The organism is Caballeronia zhejiangensis, assembly GCF_022879815.1.
GTDB lineage: Bacteria > Pseudomonadota > Gammaproteobacteria > Burkholderiales > Burkholderiaceae > Caballeronia > Caballeronia zhejiangensis.
This window is the reverse complement of sequence record NZ_CP084283.1, coordinates 2,335,272-2,356,377: the sequence shown is the minus strand read 5'-3', so window position 1 is coordinate 2,356,377 and position 21,106 is coordinate 2,335,272. Positions and strand designations below refer to the sequence as shown.

Here is a 21,106-nt window from a genome sequence, read left to right as displayed (position 1 = left end):
ATTACTGGGCAGCGGGGGCTTGCAGGCCCTTGATGGCTGCAGCCAGGCGGCTCTTGTGACGAGCTGCCTTGTTCTTGTGGACGATCTTCTTGTCCGCGATGATGTCGAGCGTCTTGACCGACGTCTTGAACACTTCGGCGGCCTTGGCCTGATCGCCGGCTTCGATAGCCTTGCGAACTGCCTTGATGGCCGTGCGGAACTTCGAGCGCAGCGCCGAGTTGTGCGAGTTGGCTTTGGCGGCCTGACGGGCGCGCTTGCGAGCTTGTGCGGAATTTGCCATGACGGTTTCCCTTTTCCTGTTTCGCTGTTACTTGTCCGGAGCGCGCGGGGCCGGCGAAGGCCATGAAAGCCCTGACGCGGGCGATCGAGCGCGCTGCCTTTGATCTGAAATCCCGGGAACGATTGCCCGAGAACCTCTAAAACATCGCCGGCCGGGGCCGGAAAAGACGCGAAGCCGCAAAATCGGAGCGATTTTTGGAGCTTCGAAACCCGCGATTATAGCAAGGGAATATGAGACATGACAAGCGCGGCGTCGATCGCGCCGGCGCGGGGCGGCTGCCTTGTCATCGGTCAAACGTGCGGCATTGGCCGCCAGCATTGCCCCGAGTCTCGTGGGCGCGCCGCTCGCGGCCCGTATAATAAGCGCCCCATGAATCTATTCCGAGCCCTGCTGACGGTCAGCGGCTTCACGCTGCTGTCGCGCGTGACCGGCCTGATCCGCGAAACGCTGATCGCCCGAGCCTTCGGCGCCAGTATCTATACCGACGCGTTCTACGTCGCGTTCCGAATCCCCAACCTGCTGCGGCGTCTCTCCGCGGAAGGCGCGTTCGCGCAGGCGTTCGTGCCGATCCTCGCCGAGTTCAAGAACAGCAAGGGCCACGATCCGACCAAGGCGCTCGTCGACGCGATGTCGACGGTCCTCACCTGGTTCCTCGTCGTGCTGTCGCTTCTCGGCATGCTGGGCGCGAGCTGGGTCGTGTACGCGGTCGCGTCGGGGTTGTCGCACGAGGGCGCGGCGTACGGCCTCGCCGTCTCGATGACGCGCATCATGTTCCCGTACATCGTCCTCATTTCGATGACGACGCTCGCCTCGGGCGTGCTCAACACGTACAAGCAGTTCTCGCTGCCCGCGTTCGCGCCCGTGCTGCTGAACGTGTCGTTCATTGCCGCGGCGGTGTTCGTCGCGCCGCATCTGAAGATTCCGGTTTATGCGCTCGCGTATGCGGTGATCGTCGGCGGCGTGCTGCAATTGCTCGTGCAACTGCCCGGCCTGAAGAAGATCGACATGACGCCGCGCATCGGGCTGAACTTCCGCGCCGCGCTCGCGCATCCCGGCGTCAAGCGCGTGCTGCTGAAAATGGTCCCGGCGATGTTCGCAGTGTCGGTCGGGCAACTGAGCCTCATCATCAACACGAATATCGCGTCGAACATCGGGGCGGGCGCGGTGTCGTGGATCAACTACGCCGACCGGCTGATGGAATTCCCGACCGCGCTGCTCGGCGCGGCGCTCGGCACGATCCTGCTGCCGAGCCTCTCGAAAGCGCACGTCGACGCCAATCACGACGAATACTCCGCGCTGCTCGACTGGGGCCTGCGCATCACGTTCCTGCTGGCCGCGCCGAGCGCGATCGCGCTGTTTTTCTTCGCCGAGCCGCTCACCGCGACGCTCTTTCACTACGGCAAGTTCGACAATCATTCGGTCGTGATGGTCGGCCGCGCGCTGTCGGCATACGGGATCGGGCTGATCGGCCTCATCCTCATCAAGATTCTCGCGCCGGGCTTCTACGCGAAGCAGGACATCAAGACGCCGGTGAAGATCGCGATCTTCGTGCTCGTCATGACTCAGGTGAGCAACTACATCTTCGTGCCGATTTTTTCTCACGCGGGCCTGACGCTCTCGATCGGCCTCGGCGCGCTCGCCAACGCGCTGCTGCTGTTCGCGGGGCTGCGCCGCCGCAAGATCTATGAGCCTTCGGCGGGCTGGCTGCGCTTTTTCGTGCAACTGATCGGCGCGTGCCTGATTCTTGCGGGGACGATGCATTGGGTGGCGATCAACTTCGACTGGATCGGCATGCGCGCGACGCCGGTCCTGCGCATCGCGCTTCTCGGTGCAAGTCTCGTCGTGTTCGCCGCGTTATATTTCGGTATTCTTGCCGCGATGGGCTTCAAGTACGCCTATTTCAAGAGACGCACGCTTTGATGACGACAACGCGTATCCTCGACTACTTCTCCTCGCTGATGGCGGACGACGACAGTCTTCCGCTCACGGAAGCCGCCTTGTCGCTCGCGCAGGACGCGTATCCCGATCTCGACATGCAGGCCGCGCTCGCGGAGATCGACGAACTCGTCGTGCGCGCCCGTCGCCGCATGCCCGACGACGCGGACGCGAAGCAGAAAGTCGATGCGCTGAATCGCTACTTTTTCCGCGAGCTGGGCTTCTCCAGCAATCTCAACGATTACTACGATCCGGATAACAGCCATCTGAATGTGGTGCTGCGTCGCCGGCGCGGCATTCCGATCTCGCTTGCCGTCATCTATTTGGAAATGGCCGAGCAACTCGGCCTGCCGGTGCGCGGGGTATCGTTTCCGGGGCATTTCCTTTTGCGCGTCGCGACGCCCGGCCACGATCTGATGCTCGATCCGACGACCGGCCAGACGCTCTCCGAAGCGCAGATGGTCGAGATGCTGGAGCCGTATGTGCAGCGCGTGGGCGAGTCGATCGGCAGCGCATTGCGCGTGCTGTTGCAACCCGCGACGCGGCGCGAAATCGTCGCGCGCATGCTGCGCAATCTGAAGGGTATCTATCTGCAAACGGAGCGGTGGCAGCGTCTGCTCGCCGTTCAGCAGCGGCTGGTGATCGCGTTGCCGAACAGCATCGAGGAAGTGCGCGATCGCGGTTTCGCTTATGCGCGGCTCGATTATCTGCGACCGGCGCTGGAAGATTTGCAGCGATACATCGAGATTCGTCCGGATGCCGAGGACGCGACCGTCGTCGAGACCGAGCTGCACGAGTTGCGGCAGCGCACGCAGCAAGGCGACTGAACCAAGCCGCGCGCGCCGTGCAGAGCGTTACTTAGGCTGCATGCGGATCGCGCCGTCGAGGCGGATCACTTCGCCGTTGAGCATCGGGTTATCGAAAATCGACTTGACGAGCAGAGCGTACTCGTCGGGCTTGCCGAGGCGCGGCGGGAACGGCACCATCGCGCCGAGCGCGTCCTGCACTTCCTTCGGCATGCCGAGCAGCATCGGCGTTTCGAAGAGGCCCGGCGCGATCGTCATCACACGGATGCCGCTCTTGCTCAGATCGCGCGCGATCGGCAGCGTCATGCCCGCGACGCCGCTCTTCGATGCCGCATAGGCCGCCTGGCCGATCTGTCCGTCATAAGCCGCCACCGACGCCGTGTTCACGATCACGCCACGTTCGCCCGCCGCGTTCGCTTCGTTCTTCGACATCGCGTGCGCCGCGAGCCGGATCATGTTGAACGTGCCGATGAGATTCACCGACACCACCTTCGAGAAGAGATCGAGCGCGTGCGGACCGTCGCGGCCGACCGTCTTCGCCGCCGGCGCGATGCCCGCGCAATTCACGAGGCCGCGCAATGTGCCGAGACTCAACGCGGCATCGACGGCGCGTTGGCCATCGCTTTCCTGGCTCACGTCGCATTTGACGAACGCGCCCGACAGCTCTTTCGCGAGCGCTTCGCCTGCCGCGTCGTTCATGTCGGCGAGCACGACCTTGCCGCCTTGCGCCGCGATGAGCCGCGCGGTCGCCGCGCCGAGGCCCGACGCACCGCCCGTAATCAGAAAGGTGTTGCCTTGCATCTCCATGTCTCTTCTCCTTTTTTGTGCGATTCGTGCGCGCGAGAGCAGGGTTGAGCCGCTCGCGCCGATGTCATTCCTTTTGGGAAACGCGTCGATTGTAGCGAAGCCGCATGCTGCAAATTCGCACGACGGTCATGCGATTTCACGGACACAAAAAACCCGCTCACAGGGAGCGGGTTTTCGTCGAACGCGAATCAGGCAGCGCGTTACTTGAGCGCGTCGAACACGCGCGTGCGGATTTCATCGACGGCGCCGAGGCCCGAAATCTTGCGATATTCCGGCGCCTTCAGGCCGTTCGGCGCTGCGCCGCTCTTCGCCCAGTCGTTGTAATACGCGATCAGCGGCTTGGTCTGCGCGACGTACACGTCGAGACGCTTCTTCACGGTCTCTTCCTTGTCGTCGTCGCGCTGGATCAACGGCTCGCCGGTGACGTCGTCGGTCATGTCGACCTTCGGCGGATTGAACTTGACGTGATACGTGCGGCCCGATGCCGCATGCACGCGACGACCGCTCATGCGCGTGATGATTTCGTCGAAGGGCACATCGATTTCGAGCACGTAGTCGATCGCCACGCCGGCGTCTTTCATGGCTTCGGCTTGCGGCAGCGTGCGCGGGAAGCCGTCGAAGAGATAGCCGTTCTTGCAGTCGTCGGCCTGCAGGCGTTCCTTCACGAGATTGATGATGAGCGAATCCGGCACCAGCTCGCCCGCATCCATGAAGCGCTTCGCCTCGACGCCGAGCGGCGAGCCTGCCTTGACGGCCGCGCGCAGCATGTCGCCGGTCGAAATCTGCGGAATGCCGAATTTCTCCTTGATGAAGTTTGCCTGGGTGCCCTTGCCCGCACCGGGTGCGCCCAACAGGATCAAACGCATGGTGATCTCTCCGAATCGTCTATAAACCGCTTCAAGCCGCGAGGCTGATTTGACATCCGGTGGCCAGGCTCGTGCGGCGTCGACGACAGGGCGCGCAGCCGAAAAGGAGACGGCGGGCACCTGCGGACAGCGGCGCAACGTTGAGCGTGGCGCTGACCGGAAGGCTCGCGCAATCGCTTGATTATGCCACGCCGCTTTACGATTGCGACCGTAATAACGCGGATAGAAAACGCCAGAAACCCCGCCGAATGGGCCATCCGGCGGGGTTTACACGGGTTGTCGAACAGAGATAGAGATCAGTCCGCTTCCGGGAAGAGCGCCTGAACGCGCGTGAGATCGGCGGGCGTGTCGACACCGGGCGGCGGTGCGTCTTGCGTCACGCGCACCGCGATGCGTTCGCCGTGCCACAGCGCGCGCAGTTGTTCGAGCGCTTCGGCTTCTTCGATCGGCGCTTGCGCGAGGTTCGGGAAGTCGCGCAGGAATTTCGCGCGATAGGCATAGAGGCCGATATGCCGCAGCACGTTCTTCGGCACGGACGGCAGTGCCCCAAGCGCGGCGACGTCCGGCCAGTGCGGTTGCCAGAGATCGCGCGTCCACGGAATCGGCGCGCGCGAGAAGTAGAGCGCGCGGCTCTGCGCATCGAGCACGGCCTTCACGACGTTCGGATTGAACACGTCGGCGGGATCGTGAATCGGATGCGCGGCCGTCGCGATCGCGCATTCGGGATGCGCCGCGAGGTGATCGGCGACATCGCGCACGAGCTGCGGATCGATTAGCGGCTCGTCGCCCTGAACGTTGACGACGATGGCTTCGTCGGCCCAGTTCAGACGCGTCGCGACCTCGGCGAGCCGATCCGTGCCTGTGGGGTGATCCGAGCGCGTCAACATGACTTCGACGCCGTGATCGCGCGCGGCCTCGACCACGCGGTCGGAGTCGGTCGCGACGAGCACTTGCGAAGCGCCCGATTCGCGCGCGCGCTCGGCGACGCGCACGACCATCGGCTTGCCGCCGATATCGGCGAGCGGCTTGTTCGGCAGGCGCGTGGAAGCGAGGCGCGCGGGAATGACCGCGATGAACGGAACGGACATTTCAGCGTGCTCAGGCGTCGCCGACGGGTTTGAGCGGCTCGACGGGCGTGCCCTCGACGGTCTGACGCGCTTCGTCGACGAGCATCACGGGAATGCCGTCGCGGATCGGATAGGCGAGTTTGTCCGCGCTGCAGACGAGTTCCTGCGCGGCGCGATCGTAACTGAGCGGGCCTTTGCAAATCGGGCAAACGAGGATTTCAAGCAGACGTGCGTCCACGGAGTTTCTCCACAACAAGAGCGATGAGGCGCGGCCGCAGCACGGCTTGCACCGGAACGACCCAGATGCGTGCATCGCGCCAGGCGCCCAATTTTACTGCATCCTTTTCGGTGATCAGGATGGCATCGGCGTCGACGCCGGCGAACGGATTCTCGCGATACGCGTAGTGATCGGGAAAAGCGCGCGTCGCCGGCGCGATGCCCGCCGCGCGCAGCGTCGCGAAGAAGCGTTCAGGCGAGCCGATGCCCGCCGCCGCGACCACTTTCTCGCCGGCGAACTGATCGAGCGGGCGGCGCTGATGCGGATCGTCGAGCAGCCACGCGTCGCCGGATTCGAGTTCGAGCGCGAACGTGTTCGGCCACGGCGGCAGCGTGCGCTCGTAGGGACTGTTGATGAGCGTCGCGTCGCGGCGGCGCGACATCGGCTCGCGCAACGGACCCGCGGGCAGCAGAAAGCCGTTGCCGCCGAGACGGTCGTCGAACACGACGAGCTCGAACGCGCGCGCGAGGCGATAGTGCTGCAGGCCGTCGTCGGAAACGAGGACATCGACGTTCGGATGCGCTTCGATCAGCGCCTTCGCCGCCGCGACGCGGTCCGGGCAGACGAATACCGGCGCGTGCGTGCGCCGCGCGATCAACAGCGGTTCGTCGCCGACCTGCTCGGCGGCGAAGCTTGCCGTGACGCTCGTCGGCTTGGCGATCTTCGCGCCGTAACCGCGCGAGATCACGCCGGGCTGGAATCCGGCGGCGCGCAACGCCTCGACGAGCGCGATGACGGTCGGCGTCTTGCCCGTTCCGCCGACGGTCACGTTGCCCACGACGACCACCGGCGCGCCCACTTCGACGCGCTTCATCCAGCCGAGGTCGTAGAAGGCGCGCCGCGTGGCAGCGATCGCGCCGAAGATGCACGCGAAAGGCGTCAGCGCCCACGCGACGGGGCCGCGCCGGCGCCATTCGCGGGCGAGGAAGTTTTCGAGCGGCGGTTTGAAATCAGACATGGACCGCCTTCGCGATGAACGCTGGCGGGCGGCAAGTCGGGTACGGCATGGCGTGCAACGGCAGCTCCTTGGATGACGGTCGGCGTTGGACGATGCCCGGCTTTTCGCGGCCCGGGACAAGCAGGGTTCGGCCGCGCCAGCCGGTGCTGGAACCCGGCACTCTAGCGCGCGCGGGGCGTGGGCGCCAGTCAGGAGCGCGGGAGAAAGGGCGACGCCATCCGATCCGCACGCCTGTGGATAACTCTGTGAAGAACTTCCCGCCGCCACACCGCGATCGCGCGTCAGGAAAGAGTTGCTCCGGGGCTGACAGTATCCATAAAAATTTAACGTCGAAAAATCAATGGGTTGAGACGAACTCACCAGCCTCCGGCGATGCCGCTCCGCACGCGGCGGTAAGTCTTTCTGTGTGGACACTTGTTACACTTGCGTACCTCGTTCAGCGGCGTTTGTCCATCGCGCACAGCGCCGCGCCTGAAGATTTTTCTCGTCCAGCCATGACTCCCGATTCACTGCAGTCGCAAAGCGGCGATGCCGTCATCCCCGTTTCCGCGCTCAATCGCGCGATCAGTTCGATGCTCGAACGGTCATTTCCGCTCGTGTGGGTATCGGGCGAAGTGTCGAATTTCACGCGCGCGGCGAGCGGCCATTGGTACTTCTCGATCAAGGACGCGAACGCGCAAATGCGCTGCGTGATGTTCCGCGGCCGCGCGCAATACGCCGAGTTCACGCCGCGCGAGGGCGACAAGATCGAAGTGCGCGCGCTCGTCACGATGTACGAGCCGCGCGGCGAACTGCAGCTCAACGTGGAAGCGGTGCGGCGCACGGGGCAGGGCCGGCTCTACGAAGCGTTTCTGCGGCTGAAGGCGCAGCTCGAAAGCGAAGGGCTCTTCGCGGCCGAGCGAAAGCGCGCGTTGCCTTCGCATCCGCGCGGCATCGGGATCGTGACGTCGTTGCAGGCGGCCGCATTGCGCGATGTCCTCACGACGCTCGCGCGCCGCGCGCCGCATGTGCCGATCGTCGTGTATCCGGCGCCGGTGCAGGGGGCGGGCGTCGGCGCGAAGCTGGCGGCGATGGTCGAAGCCGCGAACGCGCGCCGCGAGGTCGATGTGCTGATCGTGTGCCGCGGCGGCGGCTCGATCGAGGATCTCTGGGCGTTCAACGAGGAAGTGCTCGCACGCGCGATCGCGGCGAGCGCGGTGCCGGTGGTGAGCGGCGTCGGGCATGAGACGGATTTCACCATCGCCGATTTCGCCGCCGACGTGCGCGCGCCGACGCCGACCGCCGCCGCTGAGCTCGTCAGTCCGCAGCGCGTGCTGCTGTTGCGCGAGCTCGATCATCGACATGCGGCGCTCGCGCGCGGCTTCGGCCGGATGATGGAGCGCCGCGCGCAGCAGCTCGACTGGCTCGCGCGCCGGCTCGTGAGCCCCGCGGAACGGCTGGCGCGGCAGCGCGCGCATCTGCGGCAACTGGCAAGCCGGCTCGCCGCGGCGGGCGCGCGGCCCGTGCGCGATGCGCGCGCGCACTTCGCGCTGGTGCACTACCGCTGGCAGCGCAGACGTCCGAATGTGGCCGCCGAGCGCGAGCATCTGTTGCGGCTCGCGCAGCGCATCGGCAGCGCGCATGAGCGGCGCGCCGACCGTGAGAAAGCGTGCATTTCGGAACTGGCAGCGCGCTTGCAGGTGCTGAGCCCGCAGCGCACACTCGAACGCGGTTATGCCGCATTGATCGACGCGCAGACGGGCCGCGCCGTGCGTGCACCGAACGCATTGAAACCGAAGCGGCCGCTGACGGTGCATCTCGCGGAAGGATCGGCGGATGTGCTGCTCGCCGATGTCCAGGCGCGTCTGTCCGACGAATTCTGAGCCCGGCGCGGCGCGCGGAATCGGCGTACATTTGACGTGCCTGACGAGGCTCCTCAGAGCACTTTTTACGCCGCGTGAGGCGATTGGAAAGCAATCTTGCTCATAAAGAGCACACGGTTTGCTGGGTTATCCCAACTCGCCTACAATCCAGTGCTCCACTGCTGGACGCCACACAATCCCACAATCCACATAGAAAGGAAGCTCGCATCATGGAACATACGCTCCCGCCGCTGCCGTTCGACAAGAACGCGCTCGCTCCGCACATGTCGGAAGAAACGCTCGAGTATCACTATGGCAAGCACCACCAGACCTATGTGACGAACCTGAACAAGCTGATCCCCGGCACCGAGTTCGAAAACCTGCCGCTGGAAGAAATCGTCAAGAAGTCGTCGGGCGGCGTGTTCAACAACTCGGCGCAAGTATGGAATCACACGTTCTTCTGGAACAGCCTGTCCCCGAACGGCGGCGGCGCTCCGACCGGCGCGCTGGCTGACGCGATCAACGCAAAGTACGGTTCCTACGACAAGTTCAAGGAAGAATTCGCCAAGGTCGCGACCGGCACGTTCGGCTCGGGCTGGACGTGGCTCGTGAAGAAGACCGACGGCACCGTCGATATCGTGTCGACGAGCAACGCCGCCACGCCGCTCACGACGGACGCGAAGGCGCTCCTGACCATCGACGTGTGGGAGCATGCGTATTACATCGACTATCGCAATGCGCGTCCGAAGTTCATTGAGGCTTACTGGAATATCGTCAATTGGGATTTCGCGTCGAAGAATTTCGGTGCGTAAGTAAGCGCGCGTGAAACTGGATTGCCGCATTTCGAAATGAGTTCCGAATGCCGCAATCAGAATGAAAGCCCTCGCGAGAGGGCTTTTTTCGTTGAAGCGTCCGGCGTGAGCTATTTTTGGGGAACGTCGAAGTCTCACTTGGTCTAACGGGATTCTGGTCGCCCAATCGGCTTCCGATTTCCATGTTGGCGTTGCCAACACAGACGCGAGCTGAATAATGACGACACGCTATCATCAACTGGATTCGCTGCGCGGCATTGCCGCTTTGACAGTCGTATTCAGTCACTATTCACAGATCACCCTTACGCATTGGCTGCAGCACGTTCCATGGCGCGCAATCGCCGAAGGGCATTCCGCCGTGATCCTGTTCTTTGCGCTGAGCGGTTTCGCCTTGGCCATGCAGGTTACCGGCGATAGTAAACCCGGCTTCGCCGAGTTCATCGTGAAGCGCGTGTGCCGTATCTACATCCCATATCTCATCGCGGTTCTGGCCGCTTATACCGCGTATTGCTTGCTTTACCGGTCGAATCTCTCTTGGACCGGCGAATGGGTCAATCAGGCATGGCACGCGGGCATCGATCGGCGTGATTTGCTGGATCACCTCTACTTTGTGATTCCGTTCAGCAACAGCACGCTCGATCCGGTGCTCTGGTCGCTCGTCTACGAGATGCGTATCTCGCTGATCTTCCCGATTCTCGTCGTCGTGGTATTTGCCACGCCCGTCTGGTTTTCCGTAGCACTAAGCATGTGTTTCTCTCTTGCTGCATTCGGCTATTACCATCATTTGCAGCGGACCCTCCTGGACGCGAGCATTCAGGGCGAATGGATGCCGACCATCCATTACATGTCGATGTTCGTTCTCGGCGCGTTGATTGCGCGGTATCGCGAAGCCATTTCGTCGAAACTCGGCGCCTATTCCGCGCGAACGCTTTTCGGCGCATTGCTGATTTGTCTCGCCCTTTACGTCCTCGTCGGTTCGATCACTCGCCATTCGATATCCAACGACGTGCTGCGCAGTTTCGCCGACGACTGGATCATTCTTCCAGCCGTGACCGGCATTCTCGTTCTGGCGATTGCGCTCAGGCCGTTCGCCGCGTTTCTGACCGCGCGGCCATTGATTTTCCTCGGCGAGATTTCATTCAGCCTGTATCTGCTGCATTGCATCGTGTTGCTGGGCGTGCTGCATTATTTTGGCGAAACCTATCAAGGCATGTCGCTGATCATTGCCGCCGTGCTGATTCTTCCCGTCAGCATCGCGGGATATTACGCGGTCGAAAAGCCGTCGATTCGACTGGGACGATATCTGACGCGCGGAAAACAGCGGAGCAGAGTGACGCAGCGTGCGTGACGATAAGCCGTCGCTGCGCGCATCGGAGCGCGAGCCTAAAATATCGGCTCGCCGCAACGATCGAAATCGCATCGCCATCATGAAACGCTTCGCAGGCCTGTGCCTCGCGGCCTGGTCGGCCGCCGCATTGCTCTACTTCGGCCGCCATTCCGCCGCGCTCATCGTGCTCTCCGGCGTGCTCGTGCTTGCCGGCTTCGATCTGCTCCGTCCGGAATCCGAAAACAGCGCGTAGCCTACCGCTGCTTCGCGCCTTCCCAGTTGATATCGACGCACAGCACCTGTAAGCCATAAGGCGTCTGCGCGGCGATCGACGCCGTCACGCAAAGGTGCGCCTCGTTGATCGACAGATATGGCGCCGTCAGATGCATGCGCCCCGGCGCGCGCAGCGCCTCGATGAAGTACGGCCGGCGCTCCCAGCTTGCGCCCTCCGAATGCAGCAGCGGACTGAAGCGCTTCGCGCGCTGCGATGTACGCACGATCGGCACGACGTTGTCGCCGATCTGCCGCCCGGCCTGATCGAGCAGGAAGCAGCGCGCGGTGTCGGCGAGTTGTAGCAGTTCGCTCGTCGCGGCCGTGAGCGTCTCGCCTTCCATCAGCTTGACCGACGCGCGCTCCAGCCCGCTTACATACGGCTTGAGGCGCGCGACTTGCGCCCGTTCGCGGCCCGCGACGCGTTCGCGCGATGCTGCCGACAACGCATCCATCACGCCAGCGGCGACTTCGCTGTGCACCGCCTCGACGCTCGGCTGCGCGAAGTACGCGCCCTGCACGAAATCGACATTGCACTCCAGCGCGATGAGCGCGTCGCGTTCGGTCGCGAGGCCGCCCATCAAGACGAGCTGGCCGGACTCATGGAGCAGCGAGACGAGGCGCGGCAGCACGCGCTCGATATGCGAATGCTCGGTCGCCTGCTGAAGGATGCAGCGGTCGAGCGTCACGATATCCGGCCGCAGATGCCACACGCGATCGATGTTCGAATGCTTCACGCCGAAGCCGTCGAGCGCGATCAGAAAGCCCGACTTGCGCAGCGAATCGATGATTTCAGCGAAACGTGTCGTCTCGCCGCCCGCCTGCTCGGGCACTTCGAGCACGACGCGCTGCGGCGACAGACCGATGTCCTTCAGCGACGCGAGCAGCGCATCGCCGTAGCTCGTGTCCATCAGCGCGGCGGGGTGCAGGCTCAGGAAGAGCCATTCGTCGTGGCTGTCGAACGCATTGAAGTTGCCCAGATGCAGCGATTCCGCGAGCCGGCCGAGTTCGAGCAGATCGCCGCGCCGCGCGGCCTGCGTGAATACCTCGTGCGACGGCACGTGACGATGTGAGTCGTCGCGCGCGCGCAAGGACGCGTGATAGCCGATCGCGCGCCGGTGCGACACCGAAAACACGGGCTGGAACACGCTGAAAACGGTGTACTCGCCGTACAACACGGTGCGACGCGATCCATCGTCACCGGCGACGGGGCGCGGCGGCTGGAAGCGGGGTGGGTCGAGATCAACCATGCTCATGGTGTCGGGGCGCAGGGCAAGTAACTTTATCGAGATAGTTTACCGGATCGGCACTCGAGCGTTCGAGCAAAAAGCGTGCAAATTCAATATCCAAGCGGCGCTCGCCGGGTATCGCGCGCTTCGTTGCGCCTATTCGTGTGCGGATTTGACGCCGCATGCCGCAGACGCGGGAGCGCGCGCCGTCCAAACGTGCGTGCGGGCACCGGCGCGGTGCGTCGGCCGGGTTCTTAGTTCGATTCGGACGGATCGGGCTTTCTCGCGACCGCGCGCACTTCCGGCGCGAGCTGTCCGAAGATCCACGCCGTCGCGGCCGTGATGATGCCGACGCATAGGAACGTCGCGTGGAAGGCGGGCAGCGAGTTCGTCTCCGTGACCTGCGGCAGCAGTCCTGTAAACGTCGACAGGATCGCGCCCGCGACGGTCACGCCGAGGCTCATCGACAGCATTTGCACGAGCGAGAACAGGCTGTTGCCGCTGCTCGCGCCGCCGGTGCCGAGGTCCTTCAGCGTGAGCGTGTTCATCGCGGTGAACTGCATCGAATTGAAGGCGCCGAAGATCGCGAGCTGCACGAGCCGCAGCCAGAGCGGCTGATGCGCGCTCACAAGCGCGAAGCTCGCCATCATCAGCCCGACGAGCACCGTGTTCACGACCAGCACGCGCCGATAACCGTGCTGTTCGATGAGCCGCGTGACGACGCGCTTGGACGCCATGCCCGCGGCCGCGACGGGCAGCATCATCATGCCGGCCTGAAACGGCGTGTAGCCGAGGCTCACTTGCAGCAGGAGCGGGATCAGATAAGGCATGGCGCCGCTGCCGATACGCGCGAAGAGATTGCCCAGCAAGCCGACGCTGAAGGTGTGGATCTTGAAGAGATCGAGGGAAAAGATCGGCTGGGCGGCGCGCGTCGCGTGCAGACCGTAGGCGACGAAGCAGCCGAACGAAAGCACGAGCAGCACGATCACGATCGCGTGCGCGAGGCCGAGATCGGCGAGTCCGTCGAGCGAAATCGTGAGCGCGACCATGCCGATCGCGAGCAGCAGGTAGCCCGCCAGATCGAAGCGCGCGGTCGCCGGATTGCGGCTGTCGGGCATGTACAGGTTCGTCGCGATGCAGCCGATCACGCCGACCGGCACGTTGATCAGAAAAATCCAGTGCCATGACGCGATCTGCACGAGCCAGCCGCCGAGCGTCGGGCCGATGAGCGGGCCGATCAGCCCCGGAATCGCGACGAACGCGAGCGCGGAAAGATAGCGCTCCGCCGGGAACACGCGCAGCACGGCGAGGCGTCCGACCGGCAGGAGCATCGCGCCTCCGACGCCCTGCACGACGCGATACGCGACGAGCGCCGTCAGCGATTGCGCGTTCGCGCAGAGCAGCGAGCCGATCGTGAACACGAGGATCGCGCTGAAGAACACGCGCTTCGTGCCGAGCTTGTCGGCGAGCCAGCCGGAGACGGGGATCATCATCGCCATCGTCAGCGAGTAGGCGATCACGACGCCCTGCATGCGCAGCGGCGCCTCGCCCAGACTTCGCGCCATCGCGGGGAGCGCGGTGTTGACGATCGTCGAGTCGAGCGTCTGCATGAAGAAGCCCGTGGCGACGAGCCACAGCATGATGGAGAGCGATCGGTCGGACGTCTGGGCTGTGGGCGTGTCGGTCATTGGGCGGGTTACTTTCGCAGCTCGGCGACGAAGTCGTAGTAGTCGTTGCGGCAGTAGGTATCGGTGAGCTCGATGGCGCGCTGATCGGCCGTGTAGCCGACGCGCGTGATGAGCAGCAGCGCGTCGTGCGGCGCGATGCCCATCTGCTCGGCAATCTCCGGGCTCGCGTTCACCGCGCGGAAATGCTGAAGCGCGCGCACGATCGAAAGCCCGCGTGCATCGAGATAGCTGTAGAGCGAATCGCCGATGGTCTGCGGATCGGGAATGCACGACGCCGGAAAGGTGGAATTCTCGACGGCCATGACGATGTCATCGGCGAGACGCAGGCGTTTGAGGCGCGTGACGGTCGCGGCGGGCGAGAGGCCGAGCTGGATGACTTCCTCGCGATTGGCCGGCTCGATGCTGCGCGAGAGCCATTTGGAACTCGGTTTGAAGCCGCGGCGCCGGAGCATTTCGGAGAAGCTCGACAGACGCGAGAGCGGGTCTTCGTAGCGCGGCGTGATGAAGCTGCCCGCGCCTTGTTCGCGGCGGATGAGCCCTTGTTCGACGAGCAGCGCGATCGCTTTTCGCGAGGTGATCCGCGAGACGCCGAGTGCTTCCGACAGCACGCGCTCGGAGGGCAGCGCTTCGCCTGCGTTCCAGCGATTGTCGTGGATCGCGTTGGCGAGCTTGCGGGCGAGTTGAAGGTAGAGCGGAGTGTCGCTGTCCGGGTCCGGGCGCAAATCGCGCCAGCGGTCTTCCGAGGTCGGGTTCATAAAGCGGACGCTAATGGGCCAAGCGGGGATTTTAAGACAAACGCTGAAGGGGGGCGCTCCGTGTTTCGCTTTGAGGCGGGTTTTGGTTGCATGGCCTTTTCTCGTCGGATCCCGTTTTCTTGGTGGTCCATTAGCGTAGCCCCGACAGGAGCAGTGCTGATAGACCGACACGAAAACGGGACCCGGTAAAACGCGCCCGACGCGATGCTACGAAAGCGCTGAGTTCAAGCCGTAGCCGCCCCACCCACCCCACGTCCACCGCGCATATATAGCGCCACCGACAACGCCACCGCCGCCGCTGCGGCCAGCGCGGCAAACAGAAACACTGACCCGTACCCCAGCTCCCCCGCGACATATCCAGCGAGCGGCCCGGTCAACCCGAGCGACAAATCCAGAAACACCGAATACGCCGACAAAGCCGCGCCCCGGCTGGCCGGCGGCACGAGCCCGACCGCCTCGACGCCGAGCGCCGGAAACACGAGCGCGAATCCGAAGCCGGTCAGCGCCGCGCCCGCGAGCGCGAAAGTCGGCTCGGCGGCGAGCCACAGCATCAGCAGACCCGCGCATTCGAACGCAAACGACACGATCGCCACGCGAAACCCGCCATACGCCTTGATCGTGTTGGCGAACAGAAGCCGCGCGCCGATGAACATCGTGCCGAACACCGTGAGCGAAAGCGCCGCATTCGGCCAGTTGTGCGCGGCATAGTAAAGCGTGATGAACGTCGCGATGGAGCCGAATCCCGCCGACCCGAGCGCGAGTCCCAGTCCATGCGGCAACACGCGGAAGAACACGCTCCGATACGACATGCGCTCGCCGTGCACGATCGGCACGCTCGCCATGCGCGTCGCGAGCCAGTAGCCGAAGCCGCCGAGCGCGATCACGATCAGCCCGAGTGACGCGAATCCCAGCGAATGATCGATCGCGACGCCGAGCGGCGCGCCGATCGCGAGCGCGCCGTAAGTGGCGATGCCGTTCCACGAAATCACCTTCGCGTTGTTGTTCACGCCGACGCGCCCGATGCCCCATGTGATCGATCCCGTGCCGACCCAGCTCTCGCCGAAGCCGAGCACGAGCCGCGCGATCACCAGCAGCACGAGACTCACCGCGTGCCACTGCGCGGCGAGCGCCGAGGCGAGCAGCAGCACGCCGCTTGCCGCGCACGCCGCGAGACCGTAGAGCACGGTTTTCTTGGGGCCGAGCGTATCGGCGGTGCGGCCCGCCAGCGGCCGCGACACGAGCGTCGCGAAGTACTGGACGCTGATCGCCGCGCCCGCCATCACCGAGCCGTAGCCGAGATCCGTATGCACGAAGCCCGGCAGCACCGCGAGCGGAATGCCGATCGTCAGGTAGCAAAGGAACGTGTACAGCACGACGGGCAGAATCCGCAGCGTGACGGCGAAGTCGCTTTGCGGCTTGATGCGGGACTCGGTGGACATAGGGAAATTGCGGGGTTGAATTCGGCGCGAAGGCGTGATTGTCCCATATGTTGCGGCGCAACGTCGCAGTCGTTTTGTAATCAGCTAGGACAAATCGCCTGTCCGAGTCATCGGGCGCCGCCGAGGGAACCCTTGCTGGATAAGGCTCTCAGCACATATCGGACGAAGAATATGTCGTTCATGCAATGCCGCCTATGGGTTATCGATTTTGGCGGTGATAGCTTTTGAACCATCGAAGCGACAGGACTAATCTGAAAAGGTCCGAAATCGCGAATGCCACCGGCTGCGCATCCCGCGCAACCAGCGAAAAAGCATCGAAGAGCCCCGAGACATCCATGACTGAGCCGATCCGCTTCTATCACCGCAACGCGATCCAGGAAGTGAGCGGCGCGTCGACGACGCGCACCGTCCTGCAATATCTGCGCGAAGACGCGCGCTGCACCGGCACCAAGGAAGGCTGCGCGGAAGGCGACTGCGGCGCGTGCACGGTCGTCATCGGCGAGCCGGACGGCGCGGGCGGCGTCGCGTTCAAGGCCGTCAACGCGTGCGTGCAGTTTCTGCCGACGCTCGACGGCCGCGCGCTCTTCACCGTCGAAGACCTGCGCCAGCCGGACGGCACGCTGCATCCGGTGCAGCAGGCGCTCGTCGATTGTCACGGCTCGCAATGCGGCTTCTGCACGCCCGGCTTCGCGATGTCGATGTTCGCGCTCTACGAAAAGCACGGTCATGCGACGACCGGCTGCCCGGGAACGTGCGAGAAGACGAAGCCCTCGCGCCAGGAGATCAGCGATGCGCTGACGGGCAATCTGTGCCGCTGCACGGGTTATCGGCCGATCATCGACGCTGCCGAGCAGATGTTCGACCGCGCGCCGCTCGCGCCCGTCAACGTGCCGGCGCTCACGCGCACGCTCGAAAGCCTGAAGCGCGACGACACGTTCCACTACGAGCACGCCGGCCGCCAGTTCGACGCGCCGCGCACGACCGAAGCGCTCGCCGCGATCAAGGACAAAAACCCGAACGTGCGGATTCTCGCAGGCAGCACGGACGTCGGTTTGTGGGTGACGAAGCAGTTGCGCGATCTGGGCGATATCGTCTATGTCGGGCAGATCGACTCGTTCAAGCACGTCGAGACGACGGACGAATGGATCGAGATCGGCGCGGGCGTGTCGGTCGAGCGCGCGTACGACGAACTCGTGAAGCTCTATCCCGAACTCGAAGAGACGCGTCTGCGTTTCGCGTCGCTGCCGATCCGCAACGCCGGCACGCTCGGCGGCAACGTCGCGAACGGCTCGCCGATCGGCGATTCGATGCCCGGCCTCATCGCGCTGAATGCGCGCGTCGTCCTGCAAAGCGTCGATGGTCTGCGCGAGATGCCGCTAGAGGATCTGTACATCGCGTATCAGAAGAAGGACATGCGCGAGAACGAGTTCGTCGCCGCGATCCGCGTGCCGACGCGCACGGGCAAACGCGCGAACCTTAAGTTCCGCGCGTACAAGCTGTCGAAGCGTTTCGACTCCGATATTTCCGCCGTCTACGCCGCGTTCAGTTTCATCGCCGATGGCGACACGATCCGCGAGCCGCGCCTCGCTTACGGCGGCATGGCCGCGACGCCGAAGCGCGCGGAACACGCCGAAGCCATTCTCAACGATGCGCTTTGGCACGAAGCCACCGCGCAGGCCGCGATGATCGCGCTTTCCAAGGATTACCAGCCGCTCACCGACATGCGCGCGAGCAGCGACTATCGCCTCGACACCGCAAAGAGCCTCTTGTATCGCTTCTGGCTGGAGACGCGCCCGCACGATCCGCTGGACAAATCGAAGCTGGATGTGCGCGCAATCGAACTCGTCGAAGCGAAGTAAGCGAAGGAGCAAAAGAACATGAATCAGCAAGCAGAAGCATTCATCGCCGACGCTCAGTCGCTCGCGAACGAAATCGACGCTTTCAAGCAGGTCCACGTATCGCGTCCGCATGAGTCGGCGCATCTGCACGTGAGCGGGCGCGCGAGCTATACCGACGACATTCCGCTCGTCGCGGGCACGCTGCACGCCGCGCTCGGCACAAGCCCAAAGGCGCATGCGAAGATCGTGTCGATGAACTTCGACGCCGTGCGCGCGACGCCAGGCGTGGTCGCCGTCTTCACCGCCGAGGACATTCCCGGCGTGAACGATTGCGGCCCGATCATCCACGACGATCCGGTGCTGGCTCAGGGCATCGTGCAGTTCGTCGGCCAGCCGATGTTCATCGTCGTCGCGACGTCGCACGATACGGCGCGCTTGGCCGCGCGTCGCGCGGCCATCGAATTCGAAGACCTCGTGCCGATTCTCACGCCCGAAGACGCGCGCAAAGCGGAATCGTACGTGCTCAATCCGCTGAAGCTCTCGCGCGGCGACGCCGAAAGCCGCATGTCGAAAGCCGCGCATCAGGAGCGCGGCGCGATGAAGCTCGGCGGCCAGGAACAGTTCTATCTCGAAGGCCAAATCGCCTATGCCGTGCCGAAGGAGGATGACGGCATGCACGTCTACTGCTCGACGCAGCATCCGACGGAAATGCAGCATCTCGTCGCGCACGTGCTGAATGTGCATTCGCATAACGTGCTGGTCGAATGCCGTCGTATGGGCGGCGGATTCGGCGGCAAGGAATCGCAGTCGGGCATTTTCGCGTGCTGCGCGGCGCTCGCCGCATGGAAGTTGCTGTGCCCGGTCAAGCTGCGTCCGGACCGCGACGACGACATGATGATCACCGGCAAGCGTCACGACTTCGTGTACGACTTCGAAGTCGGCTACGACGATGACGGCAAGATCGAAGGCGTGTCCGTCGACATGACGTCGCGCTGCGGTTTCTCCGCGGATTTGTCGGGCCCGGTCATGACGCGCGCCGTATGCCATTTCGACAACGCGTACTGGCTCTCGGATGTGAAGATCGCAGGCTATTGCGGCAAGACCAACACGCAGTCGAACACCGCGTTTCGCGGCTTCGGCGGGCCGCAGGGCGCGTTCGCGATCGAATACATTCTGGATAACGTCGCGCGTGCGGTCGGGAAGGATTCGCTCGACGTGCGCCGCGCGAATCTCTACGGCAAGACGGAGAACAACAAGACGCCTTACGGCCAGACGGTCGAGGACAACGTCATCCACGAACTGATCGCCGAACTCGAAGAGACGAGCGAGTATCGCAAGCGCCGCGCGGCCATCGACGAATTCAACGCGAACAACGCAATTCTGAAGAAGGGCCTCGCACTGACGCCGGTGAAGTTCGGCATCGCGTTCAACGTGACGCACTTCAACCAGGCGGGTGCGCTGGTTCACATCTACACCGACGGCTCGATGCTCGTGAATCACGGCGGCACCGAAATGGGCCAGGGCCTGAACACGAAGGTCGCGCAAGTGGTTGCGCACGAACTCGGCGTGAACTTCGAGCGCGTGCGCGTGACGGCGACGGATACGAGCAAGGTCGCGAATACATCGGCGACGGCGGCATCGACCGGCACCGATCTCAACGGCAAGGCCGCGCAGGACGCCGCGCGCCAGTTGCGCGAGCGGCTCGCGAAGTTCGCGGCGGAGAAGTTCGGCGGCGGCAAGGTCACGCCGGCGCAAGTGCGCTTCGCGAACGACCGCGTGATCGTCGGCGACGATGCCATTCCGTTCGGCGAAGTCGTCCAGAAGGCATATCTCGCGCGCGTGCAGTTGTGGTCCGACGGCTTCTACGCGACGCCCAAGCTCCACTGGGATGCCGCGACAATGCAAGGCCGTCCGTTCTACTACTACTCGTATGGCGCGGCAGTGTCGGAAGTAGTGATCGACACGCTCACCGGCGAAATGCGCGTGCTGCGCGCGGATGCGTTGCATGACGTGGGCGCGTCGCTGAATCCGGCGCTCGACAAGGGTCAGGTGGAAGGCGCCTTCGTGCAGGGCATGGGCTGGCTGACGACGGAAGAGCTGTGGTGGGACGACAACGGCAAGCTGATGACGCACGCGCCGTCGACCTACAAGATTCCGACGACCAACGACATGCCCGCCGATTTCCGCGTCGATCTCTTCAAGAATCGCAACGTGGAGGACAGCATCCATCGTTCGAAGGCCGTCGGCGAACCGCCGTTGCTGCTGCCGTTCTCGGTGTTCTTCGCGATCCGCGATGCCGTTTCCGCTGTCGGCGATCACAAGATCAATCCGCCGCTCAACGCGCCCGCGACGGCCGAAGAAATCCTGAAGGCGGTGAATGCGGTGCGGAGCGCGCGCTCATGATGCACGTCGTCCTGTTCGGCGCGGGCCACGTCGGCCATGCGCTCGTGAAGGTGCTCGGCACGTTGCCGTGCGTCGTGCAATGGGTCGATGCGCGCGACGAACTTTTCCCCGACGAAGTGCCGCCGAACGTGCAGATCGAAGCGACCGATCTGCCCGACGCGATCGTCGACGAAGCGCCGCCGGGCGCGTATTTCATCGTGATGACGCACGATCATTCGCTCGACTTTTCGCTGACGCAACGCATCATGCGGCGCGACGACTTCGCTTACTTCGGGCTGATCGGCTCGAAGACGAAGCGCGTCAAGTTCGAGCGGCGATTGATGGAGCGTGGTGTGGCGGCGGATCGGCTGCCGGAGATCACGTGTCCGATCGGCGTGGAAGGGATCGTCGACAAGGCGCCGTGGTCGATCGGGCTCGCCGTTGCCGCGCAACTGCTGCGCGTGCGGGAGGTGACGGCGAGGTTCGGAACGCCGGCGGTGAACGCAGCGCATCTTTCCGCCTGAGCCAC

The 21,106-nt window shown here is 64.0% G+C and carries 19 protein-coding genes; 9 read left to right on the top strand and 10 right to left on the bottom strand.

Annotated elements, in window-relative coordinates:
• Nucleotide 1: 1 nt before the first annotated feature.
• The gene (rpsT, locus tag LDZ23_RS11230) at nucleotides 2-280 is read right to left on the bottom strand and encodes a 30S ribosomal protein S20 (protein ID WP_008342733.1); all 279 of its coding nucleotides are present in this window, start codon (nucleotides 278-280) and stop codon (nucleotides 2-4) included.
• Between the two features lie 369 nt (nucleotides 281-649).
• On the opposite strand from rpsT, the gene murJ reads away from it, so the two are divergent.
• Complete coding sequence (gene murJ, locus LDZ23_RS11225) at nucleotides 650-2,200, top strand: murein biosynthesis integral membrane protein MurJ (RefSeq protein WP_249798771.1); 1,551 nt, start codon at nucleotides 650-652, stop codon at nucleotides 2,198-2,200.
• Nucleotides 2,200-3,042, top strand: a complete 843-nt coding sequence (locus tag LDZ23_RS11220) for a SirB1 family protein (protein WP_008342728.1) — start codon at nucleotides 2,200-2,202, stop codon at nucleotides 3,040-3,042. Before murJ ends, LDZ23_RS11220 begins: the two co-directional genes overlap by 1 nt.
• Nucleotides 3,043-3,069: 27 nt before the next feature.
• Here LDZ23_RS11220 and LDZ23_RS11215 read toward each other — a convergent pair whose 3' ends face one another.
• The 5 genes from LDZ23_RS11215 to lpxK form a co-directional block, all read right to left on the bottom strand.
• Nucleotides 3,070-3,828, bottom strand: coding sequence for a 3-hydroxyacyl-CoA dehydrogenase (locus LDZ23_RS11215; RefSeq protein ID WP_008342727.1), 759 nt, complete (start codon nucleotides 3,826-3,828; stop codon nucleotides 3,070-3,072).
• Nucleotides 3,829-4,028: 200 nt separating this feature from the next.
• Entirely contained in the window at nucleotides 4,029-4,694 is a 666-nt protein-coding gene (gene adk / locus LDZ23_RS11210) for an adenylate kinase (RefSeq protein ID WP_008342724.1), read from the bottom strand.
• Nucleotides 4,695-4,990: 296 nt separating this feature from the next.
• Nucleotides 4,991-5,782, bottom strand: coding sequence for a 3-deoxy-manno-octulosonate cytidylyltransferase (kdsB, locus tag LDZ23_RS11205; protein ID WP_244807588.1), 792 nt, complete (start codon nucleotides 5,780-5,782; stop codon nucleotides 4,991-4,993).
• 10 nt (nucleotides 5,783-5,792) lie between these two features.
• Nucleotides 5,793-5,999, bottom strand: a complete 207-nt coding sequence (locus tag LDZ23_RS11200; RefSeq protein ID WP_008342720.1) for a Trm112 family protein — start codon at nucleotides 5,997-5,999, stop codon at nucleotides 5,793-5,795.
• Nucleotides 5,980-6,996 (bottom strand): tetraacyldisaccharide 4'-kinase, encoded by a 1,017-nt coding sequence (lpxK, locus tag LDZ23_RS11195; RefSeq protein WP_008342717.1) that lies wholly within the window; start codon nucleotides 6,994-6,996, stop codon nucleotides 5,980-5,982. The genes LDZ23_RS11200 and lpxK overlap by 20 nt, the downstream gene beginning before the upstream one ends.
• A gap of 494 nt (nucleotides 6,997-7,490) precedes the next feature.
• On the opposite strand from lpxK, the gene xseA reads away from it, so the two are divergent.
• The 4 genes from xseA to LDZ23_RS11175 all read left to right on the top strand — a co-directional run bounded on the left by xseA (nucleotide 7,491) and on the right by LDZ23_RS11175 (nucleotide 11,229).
• A complete protein-coding gene (gene xseA / locus LDZ23_RS11190; RefSeq protein WP_034471594.1) occupies nucleotides 7,491-8,858 on the top strand; it encodes an exodeoxyribonuclease VII large subunit in 1,368 nt (455 codons plus the stop codon).
• A 209-nt stretch (nucleotides 8,859-9,067) separates the two neighbouring features.
• Entirely contained in the window at nucleotides 9,068-9,649 is a 582-nt protein-coding gene (sodB, locus tag LDZ23_RS11185) for a superoxide dismutase [Fe] (RefSeq protein WP_008342714.1), read from the top strand.
• A 217-nt stretch (nucleotides 9,650-9,866) separates the two neighbouring features.
• Nucleotides 9,867-10,997, top strand: coding sequence for an acyltransferase family protein (locus LDZ23_RS11180; protein ID WP_008342712.1), 1,131 nt, complete (start codon nucleotides 9,867-9,869; stop codon nucleotides 10,995-10,997).
• Between the two features lie 79 nt (nucleotides 10,998-11,076).
• Nucleotides 11,077-11,229: a hypothetical protein gene (locus LDZ23_RS11175; protein WP_033537310.1), complete on the top strand. Its 153-nt coding sequence runs from the start codon at nucleotides 11,077-11,079 to the stop codon at nucleotides 11,227-11,229.
• Between the two features lies 1 nt (nucleotide 11,230).
• Here LDZ23_RS11175 and LDZ23_RS11170 read toward each other — a convergent pair whose 3' ends face one another.
• From LDZ23_RS11170 to LDZ23_RS11155, 4 genes are all read right to left on the bottom strand, one after another.
• Complete coding sequence (locus LDZ23_RS11170; protein ID WP_244807587.1) at nucleotides 11,231-12,502, bottom strand: EAL domain-containing protein; 1,272 nt, start codon at nucleotides 12,500-12,502, stop codon at nucleotides 11,231-11,233.
• A gap of 227 nt (nucleotides 12,503-12,729) precedes the next feature.
• Nucleotides 12,730-14,163: a multidrug transporter subunit MdtD gene (gene mdtD, locus LDZ23_RS11165; RefSeq protein ID WP_033537300.1), complete on the bottom strand. Its 1,434-nt coding sequence runs from the start codon at nucleotides 14,161-14,163 to the stop codon at nucleotides 12,730-12,732.
• An 8-nt stretch (nucleotides 14,164-14,171) separates the two neighbouring features.
• Complete coding sequence (locus LDZ23_RS11160; RefSeq protein WP_008342704.1) at nucleotides 14,172-14,918, bottom strand: GntR family transcriptional regulator; 747 nt, start codon at nucleotides 14,916-14,918, stop codon at nucleotides 14,172-14,174.
• A gap of 224 nt (nucleotides 14,919-15,142) precedes the next feature.
• Nucleotides 15,143-16,357 (bottom strand): MFS transporter, encoded by a 1,215-nt coding sequence (locus tag LDZ23_RS11155; RefSeq protein ID WP_008342702.1) that lies wholly within the window; start codon nucleotides 16,355-16,357, stop codon nucleotides 15,143-15,145.
• 335 nt (nucleotides 16,358-16,692) lie between these two features.
• Between LDZ23_RS11155 and xdhA the strand changes: the two genes are divergently transcribed.
• From xdhA to xdhC, 3 genes are read left to right on the top strand one after another with little or no spacing between them, the layout of a single operon-like run.
• Nucleotides 16,693-18,216: a xanthine dehydrogenase small subunit gene (gene xdhA, locus LDZ23_RS11150; RefSeq protein WP_008342701.1), complete on the top strand. Its 1,524-nt coding sequence runs from the start codon at nucleotides 16,693-16,695 to the stop codon at nucleotides 18,214-18,216.
• Between the two features lie 18 nt (nucleotides 18,217-18,234).
• Nucleotides 18,235-20,598 carry a xanthine dehydrogenase molybdopterin binding subunit gene (xdhB, locus tag LDZ23_RS11145; protein ID WP_244807586.1) on the top strand — a complete coding sequence of 788 codons (2,364 nt, stop codon included), beginning with the start codon at nucleotides 18,235-18,237 and terminating at the stop codon, nucleotides 20,596-20,598.
• Nucleotides 20,595-21,101: a xanthine dehydrogenase accessory protein XdhC gene (xdhC, locus tag LDZ23_RS11140; RefSeq protein WP_008342699.1), complete on the top strand. Its 507-nt coding sequence runs from the start codon at nucleotides 20,595-20,597 to the stop codon at nucleotides 21,099-21,101. Before xdhB ends, xdhC begins: the two co-directional genes overlap by 4 nt.
• The last annotated feature ends 5 nt before the right edge of the window (nucleotides 21,102-21,106 follow it).

Coding starts and splice junctions, on each gene's coding strand:
- rpsT (WP_008342733.1), bottom strand. CDS start 280: ATGGCAAATTCCGCACAAGCTCGCAAGCGCGCCCGTCAGGCCGCCAAA.
- murJ (WP_249798771.1), top strand. CDS start 650: ATGAATCTATTCCGAGCCCTGCTGACGGTCAGCGGCTTCACGCTGCTG.
- LDZ23_RS11220 (WP_008342728.1), top strand. CDS start 2,200: ATGACGACAACGCGTATCCTCGACTACTTCTCCTCGCTGATGGCGGAC.
- LDZ23_RS11215 (WP_008342727.1), bottom strand. CDS start 3,828: ATGGAGATGCAAGGCAACACCTTTCTGATTACGGGCGGTGCGTCGGGC.
- adk (WP_008342724.1), bottom strand. CDS start 4,694: ATGCGTTTGATCCTGTTGGGCGCACCCGGTGCGGGCAAGGGCACCCAG.
- kdsB (WP_244807588.1), bottom strand. CDS start 5,782: ATGTCCGTTCCGTTCATCGCGGTCATTCCCGCGCGCCTCGCTTCCACG.
- lpxK (WP_008342717.1), bottom strand. CDS start 6,996: ATGTCTGATTTCAAACCGCCGCTCGAAAACTTCCTCGCCCGCGAATGG.
- xseA (WP_034471594.1), top strand. CDS start 7,491: ATGACTCCCGATTCACTGCAGTCGCAAAGCGGCGATGCCGTCATCCCC.
- sodB (WP_008342714.1), top strand. CDS start 9,068: ATGGAACATACGCTCCCGCCGCTGCCGTTCGACAAGAACGCGCTCGCT.
- LDZ23_RS11180 (WP_008342712.1), top strand. CDS start 9,867: ATGACGACACGCTATCATCAACTGGATTCGCTGCGCGGCATTGCCGCT.
- LDZ23_RS11175 (WP_033537310.1), top strand. CDS start 11,077: ATGAAACGCTTCGCAGGCCTGTGCCTCGCGGCCTGGTCGGCCGCCGCA.
- LDZ23_RS11170 (WP_244807587.1), bottom strand. CDS start 12,502: ATGAGCATGGTTGATCTCGACCCACCCCGCTTCCAGCCGCCGCGCCCC.
- mdtD (WP_033537300.1), bottom strand. CDS start 14,163: ATGACCGACACGCCCACAGCCCAGACGTCCGACCGATCGCTCTCCATC.
- LDZ23_RS11160 (WP_008342704.1), bottom strand. CDS start 14,918: ATGAACCCGACCTCGGAAGACCGCTGGCGCGATTTGCGCCCGGACCCG.
- LDZ23_RS11155 (WP_008342702.1), bottom strand. CDS start 16,357: ATGTCCACCGAGTCCCGCATCAAGCCGCAAAGCGACTTCGCCGTCACG.
- xdhA (WP_008342701.1), top strand. CDS start 16,693: ATGACTGAGCCGATCCGCTTCTATCACCGCAACGCGATCCAGGAAGTG.
- xdhB (WP_244807586.1), top strand. CDS start 18,235: ATGAATCAGCAAGCAGAAGCATTCATCGCCGACGCTCAGTCGCTCGCG.
- xdhC (WP_008342699.1), top strand. CDS start 20,595: ATGATGCACGTCGTCCTGTTCGGCGCGGGCCACGTCGGCCATGCGCTC.